Origin of the sequence: Luteitalea pratensis (assembly GCF_001618865.1) — a bacterium.
GTDB classification, from domain to species: Bacteria; Acidobacteriota; Vicinamibacteria; order Vicinamibacterales; family Vicinamibacteraceae; genus Luteitalea; species Luteitalea pratensis.
Genome location: NZ_CP015136.1, coordinates 6,048,346 through 6,063,679, shown reverse-complemented (window position 1 = coordinate 6,063,679; position 15,334 = coordinate 6,048,346). Strand labels below are relative to the sequence as shown.

15 protein-coding genes and 1 pseudogene are annotated in these 15,334 nt (G+C 65.1%); 9 read left to right on the top strand and 7 right to left on the bottom strand.

What is annotated here, in order from left to right:
• Positions 1 to 448 precede the first annotated feature (448 nt).
• Complete coding sequence (locus tag LuPra_RS34690; RefSeq protein WP_110173378.1) at positions 449 to 670, bottom strand: DUF3072 domain-containing protein; 222 nt, start codon at positions 668 to 670, stop codon at positions 449 to 451.
• A 557-nt stretch (positions 671 to 1,227) separates the two neighbouring features.
• On the opposite strand from LuPra_RS34690, the gene LuPra_RS25535 reads away from it, so the two are divergent.
• Positions 1,228 to 1,425 carry a hypothetical protein gene (locus LuPra_RS25535; protein WP_110173376.1) on the top strand — a complete coding sequence of 66 codons (198 nt, stop codon included), beginning with the start codon at positions 1,228 to 1,230 and terminating at the stop codon, positions 1,423 to 1,425.
• 214 nt (positions 1,426 to 1,639) lie between these two features.
• On the opposite strand, the gene LuPra_RS25530 is transcribed toward LuPra_RS25535, so the two are convergent.
• The gene (locus tag LuPra_RS25530; RefSeq protein ID WP_157899666.1) at positions 1,640 to 1,954 is read right to left on the bottom strand and encodes a hypothetical protein; all 315 of its coding nucleotides are present in this window, start codon (positions 1,952 to 1,954) and stop codon (positions 1,640 to 1,642) included.
• 447 nt (positions 1,955 to 2,401) lie between these two features.
• Here LuPra_RS25530 and LuPra_RS25520 point away from each other — a divergent pair, with 447 nt between their 5' ends.
• On the top strand, positions 2,402 to 2,605 hold the full coding sequence (locus LuPra_RS25520) for a hypothetical protein (RefSeq protein ID WP_110173373.1): 204 nt from the start codon (positions 2,402 to 2,404) through the stop codon (positions 2,603 to 2,605).
• 89 nt (positions 2,606 to 2,694) lie between these two features.
• On the top strand, positions 2,695 to 2,883 hold the full coding sequence (locus tag LuPra_RS25515) for a hypothetical protein (RefSeq protein ID WP_110173372.1): 189 nt from the start codon (positions 2,695 to 2,697) through the stop codon (positions 2,881 to 2,883).
• A gap of 258 nt (positions 2,884 to 3,141) precedes the next feature.
• On the opposite strand, the gene LuPra_RS25510 is transcribed toward LuPra_RS25515, so the two are convergent.
• Positions 3,142 to 3,594 carry a hypothetical protein gene (locus LuPra_RS25510; RefSeq protein ID WP_157899665.1) on the bottom strand — a complete coding sequence of 151 codons (453 nt, stop codon included), beginning with the start codon at positions 3,592 to 3,594 and terminating at the stop codon, positions 3,142 to 3,144.
• Positions 3,595 to 4,090: 496 nt separating this feature from the next.
• On the opposite strand from LuPra_RS25510, the gene LuPra_RS25505 reads away from it, so the two are divergent.
• Positions 4,091 to 5,188 (top strand): glycosyltransferase family 4 protein, encoded by a 1,098-nt coding sequence (locus tag LuPra_RS25505; RefSeq protein WP_110174867.1) that lies wholly within the window; start codon positions 4,091 to 4,093, stop codon positions 5,186 to 5,188.
• A 14-nt stretch (positions 5,189 to 5,202) separates the two neighbouring features.
• Positions 5,203 to 7,404, top strand: coding sequence for an amylo-alpha-1,6-glucosidase (locus tag LuPra_RS25500; protein ID WP_110173370.1), 2,202 nt, complete (start codon positions 5,203 to 5,205; stop codon positions 7,402 to 7,404).
• Positions 7,405 to 7,478: 74 nt separating this feature from the next.
• On the opposite strand, the gene LuPra_RS34685 is transcribed toward LuPra_RS25500, so the two are convergent.
• The gene (locus LuPra_RS34685; RefSeq protein ID WP_110173369.1) at positions 7,479 to 7,709 is read right to left on the bottom strand and encodes a helix-turn-helix transcriptional regulator; all 231 of its coding nucleotides are present in this window, start codon (positions 7,707 to 7,709) and stop codon (positions 7,479 to 7,481) included.
• 208 nt (positions 7,710 to 7,917) lie between these two features.
• Between LuPra_RS34685 and LuPra_RS34680 the strand changes: the two genes are divergently transcribed.
• The 3 genes and pseudogenes from LuPra_RS34680 (at position 7,918) to LuPra_RS25480 (ending at position 11,885) form a co-directional block, all read left to right on the top strand.
• Positions 7,918 to 8,310, top strand: a complete 393-nt coding sequence (locus LuPra_RS34680) for a transposase (RefSeq protein ID WP_418001390.1) — start codon at positions 7,918 to 7,920, stop codon at positions 8,308 to 8,310.
• Positions 8,229 to 8,750: pseudogene (locus LuPra_RS34675) on the top strand (transposase); the annotation flags it as partial. The gene LuPra_RS34680 and the pseudogene LuPra_RS34675, both read left to right, overlap by 82 nt.
• 501 nt (positions 8,751 to 9,251) lie before the next feature.
• Entirely contained in the window at positions 9,252 to 11,885 is a 2,634-nt protein-coding gene (locus LuPra_RS25480) for a protein kinase domain-containing protein (RefSeq protein WP_157899663.1), read from the top strand.
• 22 nt (positions 11,886 to 11,907) lie between these two features.
• Here the strand turns inward: LuPra_RS25480 and LuPra_RS33840 are convergent, their stop codons facing one another.
• The 3 genes from LuPra_RS33840 to LuPra_RS25465 all read right to left on the bottom strand — a co-directional run bounded on the left by LuPra_RS33840 (position 11,908) and on the right by LuPra_RS25465 (position 14,316).
• A complete protein-coding gene (locus LuPra_RS33840) occupies positions 11,908 to 13,221 on the bottom strand; it encodes a protein kinase domain-containing protein (protein WP_110173365.1) in 1,314 nt (437 codons plus the stop codon).
• The gene (locus LuPra_RS34670) at positions 13,113 to 13,517 is read right to left on the bottom strand and encodes a serine/threonine-protein kinase (protein ID WP_110173364.1); all 405 of its coding nucleotides are present in this window, start codon (positions 13,515 to 13,517) and stop codon (positions 13,113 to 13,115) included. Before LuPra_RS34670 ends, LuPra_RS33840 begins: the two co-directional genes overlap by 109 nt.
• Before the next feature lie 85 nt (positions 13,518 to 13,602).
• A complete protein-coding gene (locus LuPra_RS25465) occupies positions 13,603 to 14,316 on the bottom strand; it encodes an FHA domain-containing protein (RefSeq protein WP_110173363.1) in 714 nt (237 codons plus the stop codon).
• A 158-nt stretch (positions 14,317 to 14,474) separates the two neighbouring features.
• On the opposite strand from LuPra_RS25465, the gene LuPra_RS25460 reads away from it, so the two are divergent.
• Positions 14,475 to 15,053, top strand: coding sequence for a hypothetical protein (locus LuPra_RS25460; RefSeq protein WP_157899661.1), 579 nt, complete (start codon positions 14,475 to 14,477; stop codon positions 15,051 to 15,053).
• The last annotated feature ends 281 nt before the right edge of the window (positions 15,054 to 15,334 follow it).

The window sequence follows — 15,334 nt, the reverse complement described above, 5'->3', positions numbered from 1 at the left end:
GCACGACCATGACCGAGTTGCCGAGTTGCATCGCCGCTGGAGCAGGGAGGCCAAGTACCAGCGTCTGCGGCCTGGCCTTGACCGGCTCGTGCAGCAGGTGCCGTCGAACGTCGTCTGCAAGCTGTGCGGCTGAGTCGTCGCGACGTGATGCCGACTGACGAAGGCGCGAGTCCAGGTTAAGCCATGCACCAACGCCCATCGACACCACCGTCATCCGCCGGCTAGAACGCGGATCAGGCGCATCGTCGCACCAGATAAGTTTCGCAACTGGTGCGTCCGTAAGGCTGCACAATGCCCGCCTCAGCCGTGGCCACATGGCACTGAATTAAGGTCGCGACTCTCGAACTCACTGCCGCCTGGTCTGATCTTGCATTGCCGGTGCCCCAAAATGACCTCAGCCAATGACGTTGACGCTCGCTGATGCGATTAGTCTCCGCACAGGGGCCTGTCATTCTTGCGCGAGTCGTGGCGACCGCTCGCGGAGCTCGTCAATCCGTTTAGATGCGTCGGCCTTAGAGAGGGTCGCGTCGAATTCTTCCCCCGTCTCCCGGCACAGTGTCTCCAGATAGGATCGCTGCGCGTCTGTCATCGGCTCGTCACCGGTCTTCCACTCGTCGGGATCGCGCTGAAGCGCCGGCTGGTCCGTATCATGGGATCCTTGGTTTCTCATGGGGCGAACAGGTTGCAAAACACACGCCAGTTCCTCAGTAAAGCGTCGATTGGTACCTCGGTTTGCGCGCCGGTCCCTCGGGACGGCATCCGCTACCGCGAGATTGTCGGCAGTGCTCGGGCCGAGAACCGCAAGCCTAGACAGGGTGCGCCTCGGCGCCTTCACGGTGTTGTGTCTGGCGATGAGCGTCATTGGCGCCTGTGTGCTCCGGCCAGGCATGAATGCGGACTGTGCATGGCCACCCGACCCGGTCAATGCGCTCGACCTCTCGAATACTGCAGATGTGCGGCACTTGGTAGTCGACGCGGAGTTGATCGACGAGTTGGTCGATCGCTACCGCGTCCACTCGACGGTCGATCAACGCCAATGCTCGACGCGCCTCGTCGCCGCGGTGGCGCGGGCGCACGGCGTACGCGTGGGTGACGTCGAGCAGGCGCGGCTGCGCGTGTTCGACCGAGGACTGAATCTCCCGGTCATCCTGCCCATGGTGGTGGTGTTCATCGGCAGCGCGGCGAGTCCTTCGATGGATCCAGGAGCGGTTTGCGGAAGACCCGCTGATGAGGGCCCTCAGCCTGAGCGTCGGGTCGATGGCGCTGAGCGGCTCCTTCGTGCTGTTGGGGGAGTTGTGGACGTCGGTGCTGCAGATGATTCGCGTGGGAAGTCACCACGTCGGCGGCCGCGTCGACAAGCTGCCATGGCTGCAGTATCAGCCACGGATCTTCGACCTTGGTCTCGTGTTGTTCTGGGTCATATAATCACTGCCGCGGCGGGGTGACCGTGGTCGCCATGGACCCAGCGCTGCTGAACGCTCGCCGTAGTAGCGCGGCCTCCATCCCGCCGTCCACGTCCAGGCGCAGCTCGAGCCCGAGCGGGTGCAGCGCTTACGACAGCATCACCGCGCGCGGGGCCTTCGAAGGCGCCACAGTTCCTCGTCGGCTGGAGCAGGCGCGTCGGGAGGGAGGCCCAGCATCAGCCGTGTGACCGCGCAATCGTGGCGAACACCACGCCGCTCCGCCCGTCCGCCGAAGTGAAATCGAGCTGCAGCTGTGTACCGTCCTCGCGCATGAGGATCATGCCGGCGGTTTCCGATGGGTCGTTCTGCCAATCCGACACCAAGGTTCGATTGAGCGGCCTCAGCTCGACTACCCCCAAGGTGAAGTCGATTGGGTCTGCAGTGCCTCCGGGGCGATGGCTGCCTGCCGACACCCGGTAGAGCGTCTCGGCGAGCTCGTCTCCATTCCGGAGGAGAACAGTGCCCACTCCTTCAAATGGTTCAGGAATCATTTACGTCTCCAGTGCAGCAGGATCGCCAGCCCAAGGTCGCCAGCGTATCGAAGGCTTCCACGGTGCCGAGCATGGCCTCGGACGCGCGGGCATGACCCTTGATCGCATCAAGCTCGAACTGCAGGCGCACCCCTTGGCCCACGATCAACGTGCAGGCCGCCCGCTGGCCAGCCGGCGACTGGACGCACCACAGCAGGTGTGTCCCAGTTGCAGTAATGTCATCGTTTTCGCCCCAAGGGCGCGTGCAATCCACGGCCTTGCTGTGATCCCCTTCTCGCAGGCTGCCTTCCGCACCGCCATCACTACCGGCGTCTCCTCGCCTCAAGCCCCTGGCGCACAACCAACGCGGCGACCCATAACCGTTGGTAGTGGCGTCGTTCGAATACTTCCCACACACTTCTGACAGCTCAGCTGCGGCTCCCCGCACGCCGCGAGCGCAGAAGACCAATGTCGGAACGCAAGAGCCGAAGATGGACCGCGGATGAACTGTCACTGCTGCGTAGGCTCGTGTTCGACGAGAAACCGCTGAGCGCGAATGCCGCCGTGCTGAACCGCACCGTGTTGGCCGTTCGCACGAAGGCCGCGCATGAACGGCTCAAGGTTCGAGACGATAGCTCGCCCGGTCCCCAAGGCAGCGGCGGCGATCGATGAGCGACGGTCCTTCTTCCCCAACGCCCGGGCCCGGCGACTACGTCGTCCTCTACCAACCTCAAAGTCCGAATGGCAATCCTCGTCTCTCGTTGATCCGGCTGTCGAATGGCGGCACTCATAAACTGATCCGCGCCACGTTCGAGTCGGCCGTGGAGGCCGGCCCTCGCTTTGAGCAGCAGGCCCGGATGATGGCAGCCGCCGCCGGTACGCGCAGCTTCCGCTGCGTTGACGGCGTGTACACGCTGCTGGACGATACAGTCGACGAGCACGACGCCTAGTAGGCCGGCTGGTCTACGCACACCGACGTGCCGGTCCCGAACGTTGTGTGGGTTCACGGGATTAGGCTTTCTGTCGGCAGGTTCTTCGCTGTCGCTTTACCCAGCACAGCCCCCACGATGCCGATCCCGACACCGAGCGCGACAACCTTCAGCGGCACGTCGACGAACGCCTCGTCGAGACCGCCGCTCCGCCGCCACTCGTCAAGCGTGGCAGCAGCTCACCAGAGCGGCTGACAACCATGGCGAGCGCACGCCGCTTCAGGAAGGCTGGCGACGATAAACGGACGTGCCGCTCACCGTATCGCCGTTCGGTGCAGTGGCCTTGCTCGTCACCACGAGCGTCAGCCCGTCTTCAGACACCTCCGTGCTCATCTCGCTGACGGCAACGCCGCCCTTCTTCAAGATGAGCGCGCTCGACCGCCGTTGGCGTCGCGTGGTCGCGACGCTGTCGATGAACGTAGCCGGAGTCACCGGCGTTTCGCTGCCCGACCGTCCGGCCACGAATCCCCACGGCTGCTGGGGCCGGCCGTCGAACGTATCCCGGATCTCGAACCTCAGCGTTTCTGATCCCGACGGTGTAATCGTCAAGGTGGAGGCGCTCGGCATCCCGCCTGTGGACGTAGACGCCGAGACATCAAGGACCCATACGCCGACGAGCGGGTCCGCTATCTGAGCGGCGACCAGCTCTTGTGCCAACAGCGCGAGGAGCACCGTGCAGACGCGTCTACGGTTCATCTGTCCTCCTGGAACAAGGTCTCTCCTGCTTGCCGCTAAAGTCCGAAAATCGGTTGGTTCACGTCCGGGGCACCGCCCAAACGCCGAATGCCTGTTCGACACCAGCGCGAGACCTGTCGTTCCACATTGGCACTGAACGGCGGCTCAGAGCGCGAAGAATAAGCGCCAAACCTGCCGTCTCAGCCCTTCACTACCGGGACAAGCACTCGCCTCCGCAGCCCTGCGGGGTGCATGCCGGCGAAAAGGCAGCGCGAGGACTGCTGATGAGGCGCATGAGTCTTTGCCGAGACCCGGCGCACCCCTCCACGACCTTGCCCTGTGGAACGCACGTTCGCCGCCACGGTCTCGAGTCTTGGGGACGAAGCCGCGGTCACGAACCGTCCCGGCGCGCGCGCCGGTCACCGTGGGATTGGAACGAAAATTGATGGAAACATGTCGTCGGGCACCCGAAATCGCTGTGGAGGTCCTGTCGATGAAGATTGCTCAGATCGCTCCGCTTACGGAAAGTTGCCCGCCGCGGCTGTATGGTGGAACCGAGCGAATCGTCGCATATCTGACCGACGAGCTCGTACGGCAGGGTCATGAAGTCACACTGTTCGCCAGCGGCGATTCGACCACCCTCGCCAGGCTCGTGCCCTGCTGCAAAACCGCGCTGCGGCTCAACCCTGTCGCGGCCGATCCGCTCCCCTATCACGTGATGTTGCTCGATGAGGTGCGGCGCCGTGCGCACACCTTTGACGTGCTGCACTTTCACATAGACTTGCTCCACTACCCGCTGATGCACGGCTTTGCCGGCCACGGTGTGACGACACTGCACGGCAGGCTCGACTTGACTGACCTGAAGCCGTTCTACAGAGCCTTTCCCGATTTTCCACTCGTCTCCGTCTCCGATGCGCAACGCCAGCCGATGCCGCCGGTAAACTGGGCCGGTACCGTCCATCACGGCCTGCCACGGGACCTGTTGCCCTTCAGCGCTCAGCCGAGCGGCGGATATCTCGCGTTCCTCGGTCGCATCTCGGCCGAGAAGCGACCGGACCTTGCCATCGAGATCGCGACGGCCGCCGGCCTACCACTCAAGATCGCCGCAAAAATCGACAACGTCGACCGTGCGTATTGGGACGCAGTAATCGGACCGATGATCGCTGCGCATCCCGACGTCGAGTTCATCGGCGAGATCGACGAACTCCAGAAAGCCGCGTTCCTCGGCCAAGCCCGTGCGCTGCTCTTCCCAATCGACTGGCCCGAGCCCTTCGGCCTCGTTTTGATCGAGGCCATGGCCTGCGGCACACCGGTCGTGGCCTTCCCGCACGGGTCGGTGCCAGAAGTCATCGAGCACGGCGTGACTGGCTTCGTGGTGCGCGACGTCGCCGAAGCTGTCGAGGCCATCGGCCAGCTCCATCATCTGAACCGTGCGGCGGTGCGCGCCGTCTTCGAGGCCCGTTTCACCACGGCCCGCATGGCGCGTGATTATGTCCGGATCTACCGCGTCCTGTCGGGACGCTGTACCGGTGCCACCGGCATGGTGTCGTGCGCGCCCGCCACGACGCACGGCATCCAGGTGGCCGAGTAACCCAAGGGGGACCGATGCCCACAGGGAATGGCGAGACCCTCGTGTCCCCGCCAGGCGACGACCCGGTCGAGCCGTTCTTCATCCCAGCCACTGACTCCCTGCAGGAGCAGCGGCTGCGGACGCTGAAGCACGGCGACACGTTCGCGGTGTTCGAGCGCAGCGGCGACGTGCTCTCGGGAGTCGGCAGCCCGGAAGGCGTGTTTCACCGAGACACGCGCTACCTCTCGCACGTGCATCTCCTGATTGCCGGGGCGCGGCCCATCCTGCTGTCGTCGACGGTGCGCGACGACAACGCCACGCTGTCCTGCGATCTCACCAACCCCGATGTATTTGACGCCGACGGACAGCTCCTGCTCGAACACGATCTCCTGCACATCCGCCGCTCGCGGTTCCTCTGGAATGCGACGTGCTACGAGCGACTCGTGCTGCGCAACTTCGACGGTCAGCAACGGCAGGTGACCCTGGAGCTCGCCTTTGCCGCTGACTTCGCCGACCTCTTCGAAGTCCGTGGAGCGAAGCGCGCGCGTCGCGGCACGAAGCTTCCTCCCAACGTCGGCCGTGACCGTGTGGTGCTGGCGTATCGAGGTCTGGACGGTCGCGAGAGGGTCACCACGTTGGGCTTCACGCCGGCTCCAGATCGTCTGACCGCCGAGCGCGCGCTGTTCACGCTGGAGCTCAAGCCCAGGGAAGCACATTCGTTGTATCTGGAGGTGGCGTGCGGCACGGAGCACAGCTGGCTGACGCCGGGACGGGCCTTTTTCGGCGCGCTGCGCGAGGCGCGCCGCGCCCAGCGGATGTCCTTGTCGCGTGCGGCGTCGATTACGACGTCCAACGAGATCTTCAACGAGGCCGTGCAACGGTCGGTCTCCGATCTCAACATGCTCATTACCAACACGCCGGAGGGTCCGTTCCCGTATGCGGGAATCCCGTGGTTCAGCACGGTGTTCGGTCGCGACGCGCTGATCACGGCCATGGAGATGCTCTGGATGGATCCGGCGATCGCGCGTGGCGTGCTGAACCACCTGGCCGTGCACCAGGCGACGATCGTCGATCCGGCCGCCGACGCCGAGCCGGGCAAGATCCTGCACGAAGTCCGGCACGGCGAGATGGCAGAGCTCGGGGAGGTACCGTTCCGGCGCTACTACGGAAGCGTCGACGCCACGCCGCTGTTCGTGATGCTGGCGGGTGCCTACCTGGCACGGACCGGAGACCTGGGCACGGTGCGACGGCTCTGGCCGAGCGTCGAGGCGGCGCTCGCGTGGATCGAGCGGTACGGCGATCGGGACGAAGACGGCTTCGTCGAGTACGCCCGGCAGACGTCGGCAGGACTCGTCAACCAGGGCTGGAAGGACAGCCACGACTCGGTATTCCACGCCGACGGCACGCTCGCGCACGGCCCGATCGCGCTCGCGGAAGTCCAGGCTTACACGTACGGGGCATGGACGGCAGGGGCCACGATCGCCCGCCGACTTGGTCATGCCGACGACGCGGCCCGTCTCCAGATGCGTGCGGACGCGCTGCGCCGGGCGTTCGACCAGCACTTCTTCGTTCCAGAGCTCGGTACCTATGCACTCGCCCTTGACGGCGACAAGCGCCCGTGCCTGGTCCGTACGTCGAACGCGGGGCACGCGCTGTTTGCCGGTATCGCGTATCCGGAGCGGGCGGCATCGGTGGCCGCCACCCTCATGGCACCCGGCTCGTTCTGCGGCTGGGGCATACGCACGGTGACGGCGTCTGCGGCGCGTTATAACCCCATGAGCTATCACAACGGGTCGGTCTGGCCGCACGACAACGCGCTCATCGCCGCTGGGCTGGCGCGCTACGGCTTCAAGCATCACGCCGCGCGCATCTTCGAGGGACTCTTCGGGGTGTCGATCTACATCGACCTGCGCCGCCTGCCGGAGCTGTTCTGCGGCTTCCGGCGACAGCGGACACATGGTCCGACGCCATATCCGGTGGCGTGCACGCCGCAGGCGTGGGCCGCAGCCGCGCCGCTCTTCATGCTGCAGTCGTGCCTCGGGCTCGGCTTCGACGCCGACGCGCTGCGCATCACATTCGAGGAACCGGTCCTCCCGGCGTTCCTGGGCGAAGTGGTACTCCGCAATCTCGCACTGGCTGACACCGCTGTCGACATCGCCCTGCGCCGGTCGGGCCAGCAAGTCGTGGTCGACGCACTCGCGCGCCGCGGACCGATACGGGTGCTGACGACGACCTGAGTGCCTTAATTTTGAATACTTTAATGCGCTCGTCCCGACCCCGTCCGAACAGCCTGCGCGGGTTCGGGGGTGCATTAGGGGTGCGAGGGTGAAGGCCGCACCTCCGGCAGCCCGGTTGTCTCAGGTTGCCTGCTGACGTGCGCTTGCACCCAGTCTTCGAGATCTCGGCGGCGATAGACGACCCGCCTGGCGCCAGCCTTCACAAACGGCGGCCCATCAATCGCTGCTCGGAACCGCGCCGTGCGCGCCTTCTTGAGCCACGCCCGACTCAAACCCAGGTACTGCGCCGCCTCGGCTTCGCTCAGGGTGAACCGACGTCAGAGATCGGCGTTGGTGCATGGCTGCGGATCGTCATGTAGTGGGTCGGCCGTTGAAGCGGCTGGCATGTCGGGGCCCGCGGCGGCATGATCGTGCGATGAAGTCGCGGGTGCATCCCACGTACAAGACGCACTACCGGGTGGGGAATTGGCGGGCGTACGAGCGCGCCCTCGTCAGTCGGGGCGACGTGACGTTGTGGTTCCCGCCGGACCCAGGGCCGCGTGGGGCGTGCCACCGTCCGGTCGCCCTGGCGGGCAGCAGCGGTTCTCGGATCTGGCGATCGAGACCGCCCTGACCCTCCGACTCGTCTTCCACTCGCCCTTGCGCCAGACGGAGGGCTTCCTCCGGTCGATCCTGACCATGATGCGCGCCGGTCTCGTTGCCCCGGACCACACGACGCTTTCGCGACGGACTCAGTCGGTCGACGTCACGGCGCACAACCGCCCAGCGAAGGGACCGCTGCATCTGATCGTCGACAGCACAGGGCTGTCAGTTATCGGCGAAGGGGAGTGGGCCGCGGCGAAACACGGCGGGCGTGGCATACGAGGCTGGAGAAGCTCCATTTGGGTGTCGACCGTACCGGCGTGATCGTCGCGCATGTGCTCACTGCGGCGACGGTCGACGACGCGACCGTGGGTATCGATCTGATCGGGGCGGCGGTTGGCAACGTCGCCAGTGTCACGGCGGACACGGCCTACGACACGGTCGCCTTCTATGAGGCCGCGAGCGGGCGACACGCGCAGGTGGTCGTGCCGCCGACTAGGACGGCACGAGTGTCGCGCCGCGGACCGCGCTCGAGGGCTCGCGATCGCGTGATCAGCGACGTGGAAACGCTCGGGCGACGCGCATGGCAGAAGGCCTCGGGCTACCACCGACAGGCCCGCGTCGAGAACGCCTTCGGCCTTGGCGCCCGTAGTGGCAATGGCCGGAATGTCGAGGCGAGTGTCGCGTGCCGCATCCTGAACCAAATGACCGCGCTTGGCAGGCCAGAGTCGCACACGATCAGTCGTGACGAGACCGCGACTTGAGGGACCTGCGACGCGGTGTGAGCCATGCACCAACGCCTCGCGCCGCGGACCACGTTCGAGGGCTCGCGATTGCACGATCAGCGACGTGGAAACGCTCGGGCGGCGCGCATGGCAGAAGGCCTCGGGCTACCATCGGCAGGCCCGTGTCGAGAATGCCTTCTTCCGCTACAAGTCCATCATTGGCGATGGCCTTCGGGCTCGTAGTGGTGGTGGCAGGAACCTTGAGGCGAGCCTTGCGTGCCACGTTCTGAATCGGATGACCGCGCTTGGCAGGCCCGAGTCGTCTGCGATCGTCCGGTGACGAATCGTGGGTTGGGGGAGTGCATCTCCATATCGAGCCATGCACCAACGCCTCCTTGCGGTGCCAGTGACGAGAACTCGCGCAAGAAAGTCCAGAATGTTCGTGTACTCAGCTCCGCAAAAGTCCAGAATGTCTGTGCACAGCTCCGTTCATTTTGCTGCCCTGAGATACTCTTCTGACCAGATGAGCGAGTGGACCCGGTGTCGCTGACATCAGGGCATCGACTAGGCCCGTATGAGATCCTGACGCCGCTGGGCGCGGGCGGGATGGGCGAGGTCTACCGCGCCCGCGACTCTCGCCTCGATCGAGAAGTGGCCATCAAGGTCCTTCCGGCCGATCGCGTGGCCGACACCGCTCGACGATGGGCGTTCGTACAGGAAGCCAAGGCCGCCTCCGCGCTCAACCACCCGCACATCGTCACCATCCACGAAATCGAGTCGGTCGACGGGCTCGACTTCATCGTCATGGAGTACGTGCCGGGCCGGACGCTCGATGCGCTGATCCCGAAGAACGGGATGCCGGTACGCGAGCTGCTGCGCGTCGCCATTCCCATGGCCGACGCGCTTGCGGCGGCCCATGAACATGGGGTCGTGCACTGCGATCTCAAGCCAGCCAACGTCATCGTTTCGTCCAAGGGCGTCGTGAAGGTCTTGGACTTCGGCGTCGCGAAGCTCGTGGGCCATAACGTCGACGCCGAAGCGACCGGCACGGTCACAGTACCGCTGCAACCGGTTGGTGCCACTGCCGGCACACCGCCATACATGTCGCCCGAGCAGCTGTCGGGGGGCACGGTCGATGCGCGCAGCGACGTCTTCAGCTTCGGCACCGTGCTGTACGAGATGGCGACCGGCCATCGGGCGTTCCGCCGCCAATCTGTGTCGGCGACGGCTGCCGCCATCGTGCACGACGAGCCTGCAGCGCCACGCCAACTCACGCCGGCACTGCCGGATGACCTCGAGCGGATCATCCTGCGGTGCCTGAAGAAGGACCCGGCTCGGCGTTTCCAGCACGCATCGGATTTGAAGGTGGAGCTCGAGGAACTGAGAGACGAGACACAGGCGAAAGGGACCAGTAACGCCCCGCGCGCGCGCCGTCGGCACTTGGTGTTGGGAGCGATCGTCCTCGCAGTCGTCGGCATCGCCGCAACAGTCACGCTATGGGCCTTGCGCCCAGCTGCGTTTCCCGAGCCTACCCTGGTTCATCTGACGTCGGAGCGCTCGACAGAAGGTGGCAGCTTCTCGCCCGATGGTACCCAGGTCGCGTACGCGTCCGCCGGCGACGATGGGATCAATTGGGATATCCGATTAAAGGTCGTCGGCGAGGTCGAGTCTCGCCGACTCACCACCGATCCCGCGGCCGAAGGATACCCGTCTTGGTCGCGGGACGGCACCCAGATTGCCTTCTTGCGCTACAACTCCGGTACGACGAGAGGTCTCACGCACCTTGCCGTCGGCACCGTTCACCTGATCTCGCCCGTGGGCGGCCCCGACCGGCAGGTGTCAACCTTCCCGGCGAGGCTCCAGTTGTCCTGGTCACCGGATGGCCGCTGGCTGGCCGTATCGAAGGGACGCTCACCGAGCGGGCCGCCAGGGGGCATCTACCTCCTGTCGATCGCGAGCGGTGAGGCGCGCGCGATCACATTTCCCACGGCGCCGGCCTTCGATGTGTCCCCTGCCTTCTCGCCGGAGGGGCACGACCTCGCGTACGCATCGTGCGAAGGCGCGGAGGTCACGCCGGCCTGCGAAGTCCGAGTCGTCGCCCTTGACACCGGGTATCGTCCTCGCGGACCCACACGTGCCTTACCGAGCACGCGCAGGGGTTGGATCGGCGTCGCATGGACGCGCGATGGTCGCTCCATTGTCTACGGCGCCGGCGACCTGTCGCGCATCCGGGCGAATGGGACCACCCCTCCCGAGCCACTGAGATTGATGGCGAACGCGTGGTGGCCGTCGACCGCACTGGGCCGCCCGCGGCTCGCCTTCATGCAGCGGGTTGGCGATGCTGACCTCTACCATCTTGAGGAGGGTCGGCCTCCTGAACCGATCGTCCGGTCCAACGTCAACGATATTCAACCGCAATACTCACCAGATGGCCGTCGAATCGCGCTCGTCTCCGCAGGAGCCGGAGAGACTAAACGGGAGATCTGGCTGGCCGATGCCGACGGATCAAACCTCGTTCGGTTAACGCGAGGTCCGGGTCTTTCCCAAGGCTGGCCCGGCTGGTCCCCGGATGGCCGATCGATCGTGTTCGACTCGCGAGATCCGAACGGACATGTCGACATCTGGCTCATCGACGCCTCGGGGTCAGGGTTACGCCAGCTCACGAACCATTCCGGCGACGAGGTCCTGCCGAGTTTTTCGCGCGACGGCCGCTTCGTGTACTTCACCTCGAAACGAACGGGCCGCGACGAGGTCTGGCGTGTGCCGTCGGCCGGCGGCACGCAGGAGCAAGTGTCGCGCGATGGCGGCGTCTTCCCATTCGAGAGTTGGGACGGCCGGACGGTGTACTACCTTCGCGCCGTGGGCGATGCGCCTCTTGTCGGTCGAAGCGTCGAGGGCGGCGAGGAACACGTCGTGCTTCCGTGTGTCCAACAGTACGGCTACGCCGTCGGCCCGCGGGGCATTTTCTACACTGCGTGCGGAGGCGAGGATGCCGGTGCCTCACCGCGCCGCCATCTCCGGTACTGGGACGCGGTGACAAAGCGGCAGCGCTCAGTGGCCGACGTGGAAGCAGAGGTGGTCATGGGCCTCAGCGTCTCGCCCGATGGTAAGCATTTGCTATACGGTCGTCTTGAAGCGAGGTCAGATCTCATGATGATCGAGAACTTCCCCTGAGACTGTCGAGCCGTGATCCGTCCTATTCGTGGTCGCGCCCCGACGGCCGCACCGGCTGCGTCACGGTCGGCACCCCTCTGTCGGCCGCGTGAAAGACGAGGCGCTCGGTCGCGACCTGAATGTGGTCCCCATCGTAGAGGCTGACTCGCCCTCGGACCGGGCGGTCGCAGACCAGCGTCCCGTTCTTGCTGCCAAGATCCTCGAGTGACGCCACGCCGTGCTCGACCACGATCTGCACGTGCCGCCGCGAGACACCGGCCACATCGAGCCAGATAGTCGACGCGGGGTCGCGGCCGATGGTCGTGATCCCCTCCTGCAGTGGGATGCGCCGCGGCCCGGCCTCCAGCCAACAGGAGGCACGGGTCGCCGCTTTTGATGGCGTGCCTGCCTGCGACGGGTCTGCGAACGCGTAGCCGACGCGACGCGCGGTCCGCACGATCGCGCCCTGGTGATCGTCGTGCAGCGCGCGACGCAGTTCCTTCACCAGGCCCACGAGCGTAGCGTCCGACACAAACCTGTCTGGCCAGAGGCACACGTGAATCTCCGGCTTGGGCACGACGGCCGGCGCCCGTTCGATCAGCAAGGCCAGGAGGTCGAACGCTTTCGGCGTAAGGTGCACGTTCGCGCCGTCGCGCAGGAGCTGACGGCGGTCGGCGTGGAAGGTGAACGGACCGAATCGTCGGTCCGTTGCCAGGACGAGACACGCCGGCGCGGGCGCGACGCTGCGACGGCTGAAGTGTCGACCTGCGCCGAAATGATTGGCGTTGGCGCTCGACTCCGAAGCACCGAGCATCTCGCGGAGGGAGAAGGCCAGATCGCGAGCCGATTGGAATCGCTGGCCAGGCTTCTTCTCGAGACAGCGCCGGACGACCGCGTCGAGGCTCGCTGGAAACCTCTCGCCGGCCCCCGCCAGAGCCGGTGGGTCGTCTCGGAGAATGGCGGCCAGCGTTTCAGGAGCCGTCGCTCCCGGAAACGCAACGTGCCCTGACAACATCTCGTAGAGCACACACCCGAGCGAGAAGATGTCGGAACGCTGATCAGACGGTTCACCCTGCGCCTGCTCTGGCGACATGTACGCGACCGTACCAAGGACCATTCCCGGTTCGGTTACTCCGGGACGAGTGGAGCCGGCGGCTGGCACGTCAGTTCGAAAGGGATCGTGCTTTGCCAGACCGAAGTCGAGAACCTTGATATGCCCTTCACGCGTGACGAAGATGTTGGCTGGCTTCAGGTCACGATGCACGACCCCCCTGCCGTGGGCGGAGGCAAGCGCATCGGCGATTGAGCGCCAATTTCGAGAGCTCGCCTGCAGGAGAGGCCACTCGGAGCGATGCACTGGTTCAGCGACTCTCCCTCGAGAAGCTCCATGACGATAAAAGCCACGCCGTTCTCCGATCCGATATCGTGAAGCGCAACGATGTTCGGATGGGAAAGAGCGGCGACGGTCCGAGCCTCTCGCTGGAATCGGGCGAGCGCGTTCGAGTCATTGGTCCGACGTTCGGAGACGACCTTGATCGCGACGTCTCGGCCTAGTCGAGTGTCTCTCCCGCGATAGACCTCTCCCATACCGCCGCCGCCGAGCGGCGACAGAATTTCATACGCTCCGAGATGGGTCCCAGGTGTGAGGACCATAAGTGGAAGCTCTGGATCCGAAGCGAGTGCGTGCTAGCCGATGTCGGCCCGAAAGTTCAACCGCGCTAGTGTCACGGACCGCAGGTCACACCGTTGGTTGGCGTAGACCAATCGGCTGCGTGGAAGCCGCCGCTGCCATCACGATGAACGTCAACGTGATCGCACCAAGCGCGATGAGCGCACCATGGTCGATGTGTGTCGGTCGGTCAATCCTGCGGCCGTCAACGAACGTGCCGTTGCGGCTCTCCAGATCCTGAAGCACAGCCCCTTGGGAGCCGATCGCGATGCTTGCATGGCGGCGTGACACCGACGGATGGTCGACGTAGACACCAGCGTTCGGGTCGCGGCCGAACACTGTTTCGCCGGCCTCCAGGATGAACTCCTGTTGGCCTCGTTTGACCGAGTAGCTCGGAAAGACGCACTGCCATCGAGCCGGCGATCGGCCGTGGCAGACACTCGATTGCGCATGAAGAGTCGCGTCGCCTTCGACCGGAGCGATGAATCGATAGCCTTTGCCCACGACCGTTTCCACGAACCGAGGATGATCGGCATCATCGCCAAGGGTTCGCCGAATCTTGCGGACCGCCGTGTTGATTGCCGAATCGTACTCGACGTAAACGTCTGGGCCCCACAGCGTTGCCCGGAGTTCGCTCCGCAGCACCAGCGTGCCCGCCCGTTGCACCAGGAGAATCAGGACCTCCATCGGCAACTTCTCCAGCCGGAGAGGCCCGTCGGGACACCGTAAGGCGAAGGCGCCCAAATCCAGCTCGAACTCAGCGAATCTCAGGCAGTCAATCATTGTGTCGACGCGGATTATAGCGCTCGGGCTTCACAAAATCTTCAGAGAACCTCCAGATTGTGTCGATGGCGCCATGTCCTCCCGAACGCGATCATGCGACACAAACGGCCGATGCCTCCAGGCTGCGGGAGGCTTTCGAGCCCTACGGAGGTGTCACGATGTCTCGCTTCTATCAATTCGTATTCGGTGCCGTCCTGTCTGCAGCCGCCGTGGCCTGCGGAAGCGCCCCTGAGAGCCCCACGGCGCCGACGGCCACTCTGGCGGCACCAGTTGGCTCGATTCGCGCAATGGGGACTACGCATGGCCAGCGACTAACTGCGGTGATTGGCGTGGGGTCGGGCATCGTCAACGTAACGCCCACAGCCGCAGCCGATGGCAGCTTCAGCGCGCAGATCACCGTCAACGTGCACGACGCACCTCCCAACACCACGTTCTTTGTTCAGCGTGCGCCCGAAATTGGACGTCCAAACGGTGCCGATGGCGTCTGCCAGCGCGCGGCCGGTGCCGCTCCCTGGGGGCCGCCAGCACCGAACTTCGTGACGTTTCCAATGCCCGCGGCTGGACCACTGGTTAGCCTGCAGACCTCGGAGGGTGGGGCCGGGGCGGTCCACATCAGTTTTGAGGCACCGACGATTCTGGACGGAACTCAGTTCGATGTGATGTTTCGGCTCGTCGATGACCTGACAAATCCAAGAAGTGAATTGCGAACGGGGTGCTTCACCGTCACCGTGAAGTGATTTGAGGAACGGCGCGTTCGACACGGCGGCGTGCCCAGGCTCGCTGACGCCTGCCGCATACGGCACGCACGAAGTCGGCGAGAGCAGCCGCCGGGCCCGAACGAGATCCGCTACGGACGGCGGGGGCCGTCGGCTCGTACGCATCACTGTGCTCCGAGACCAACAGATCCAGGCCGCGCTCCCCGTCAGCGTCGCGACAATCCGGCGCACCGCGATGACAGGTGTCGCCCGCCGTTCCCGCCTCTACGAGAGAGGGAGGTGTCATGGCAGCCTTTTGGGTC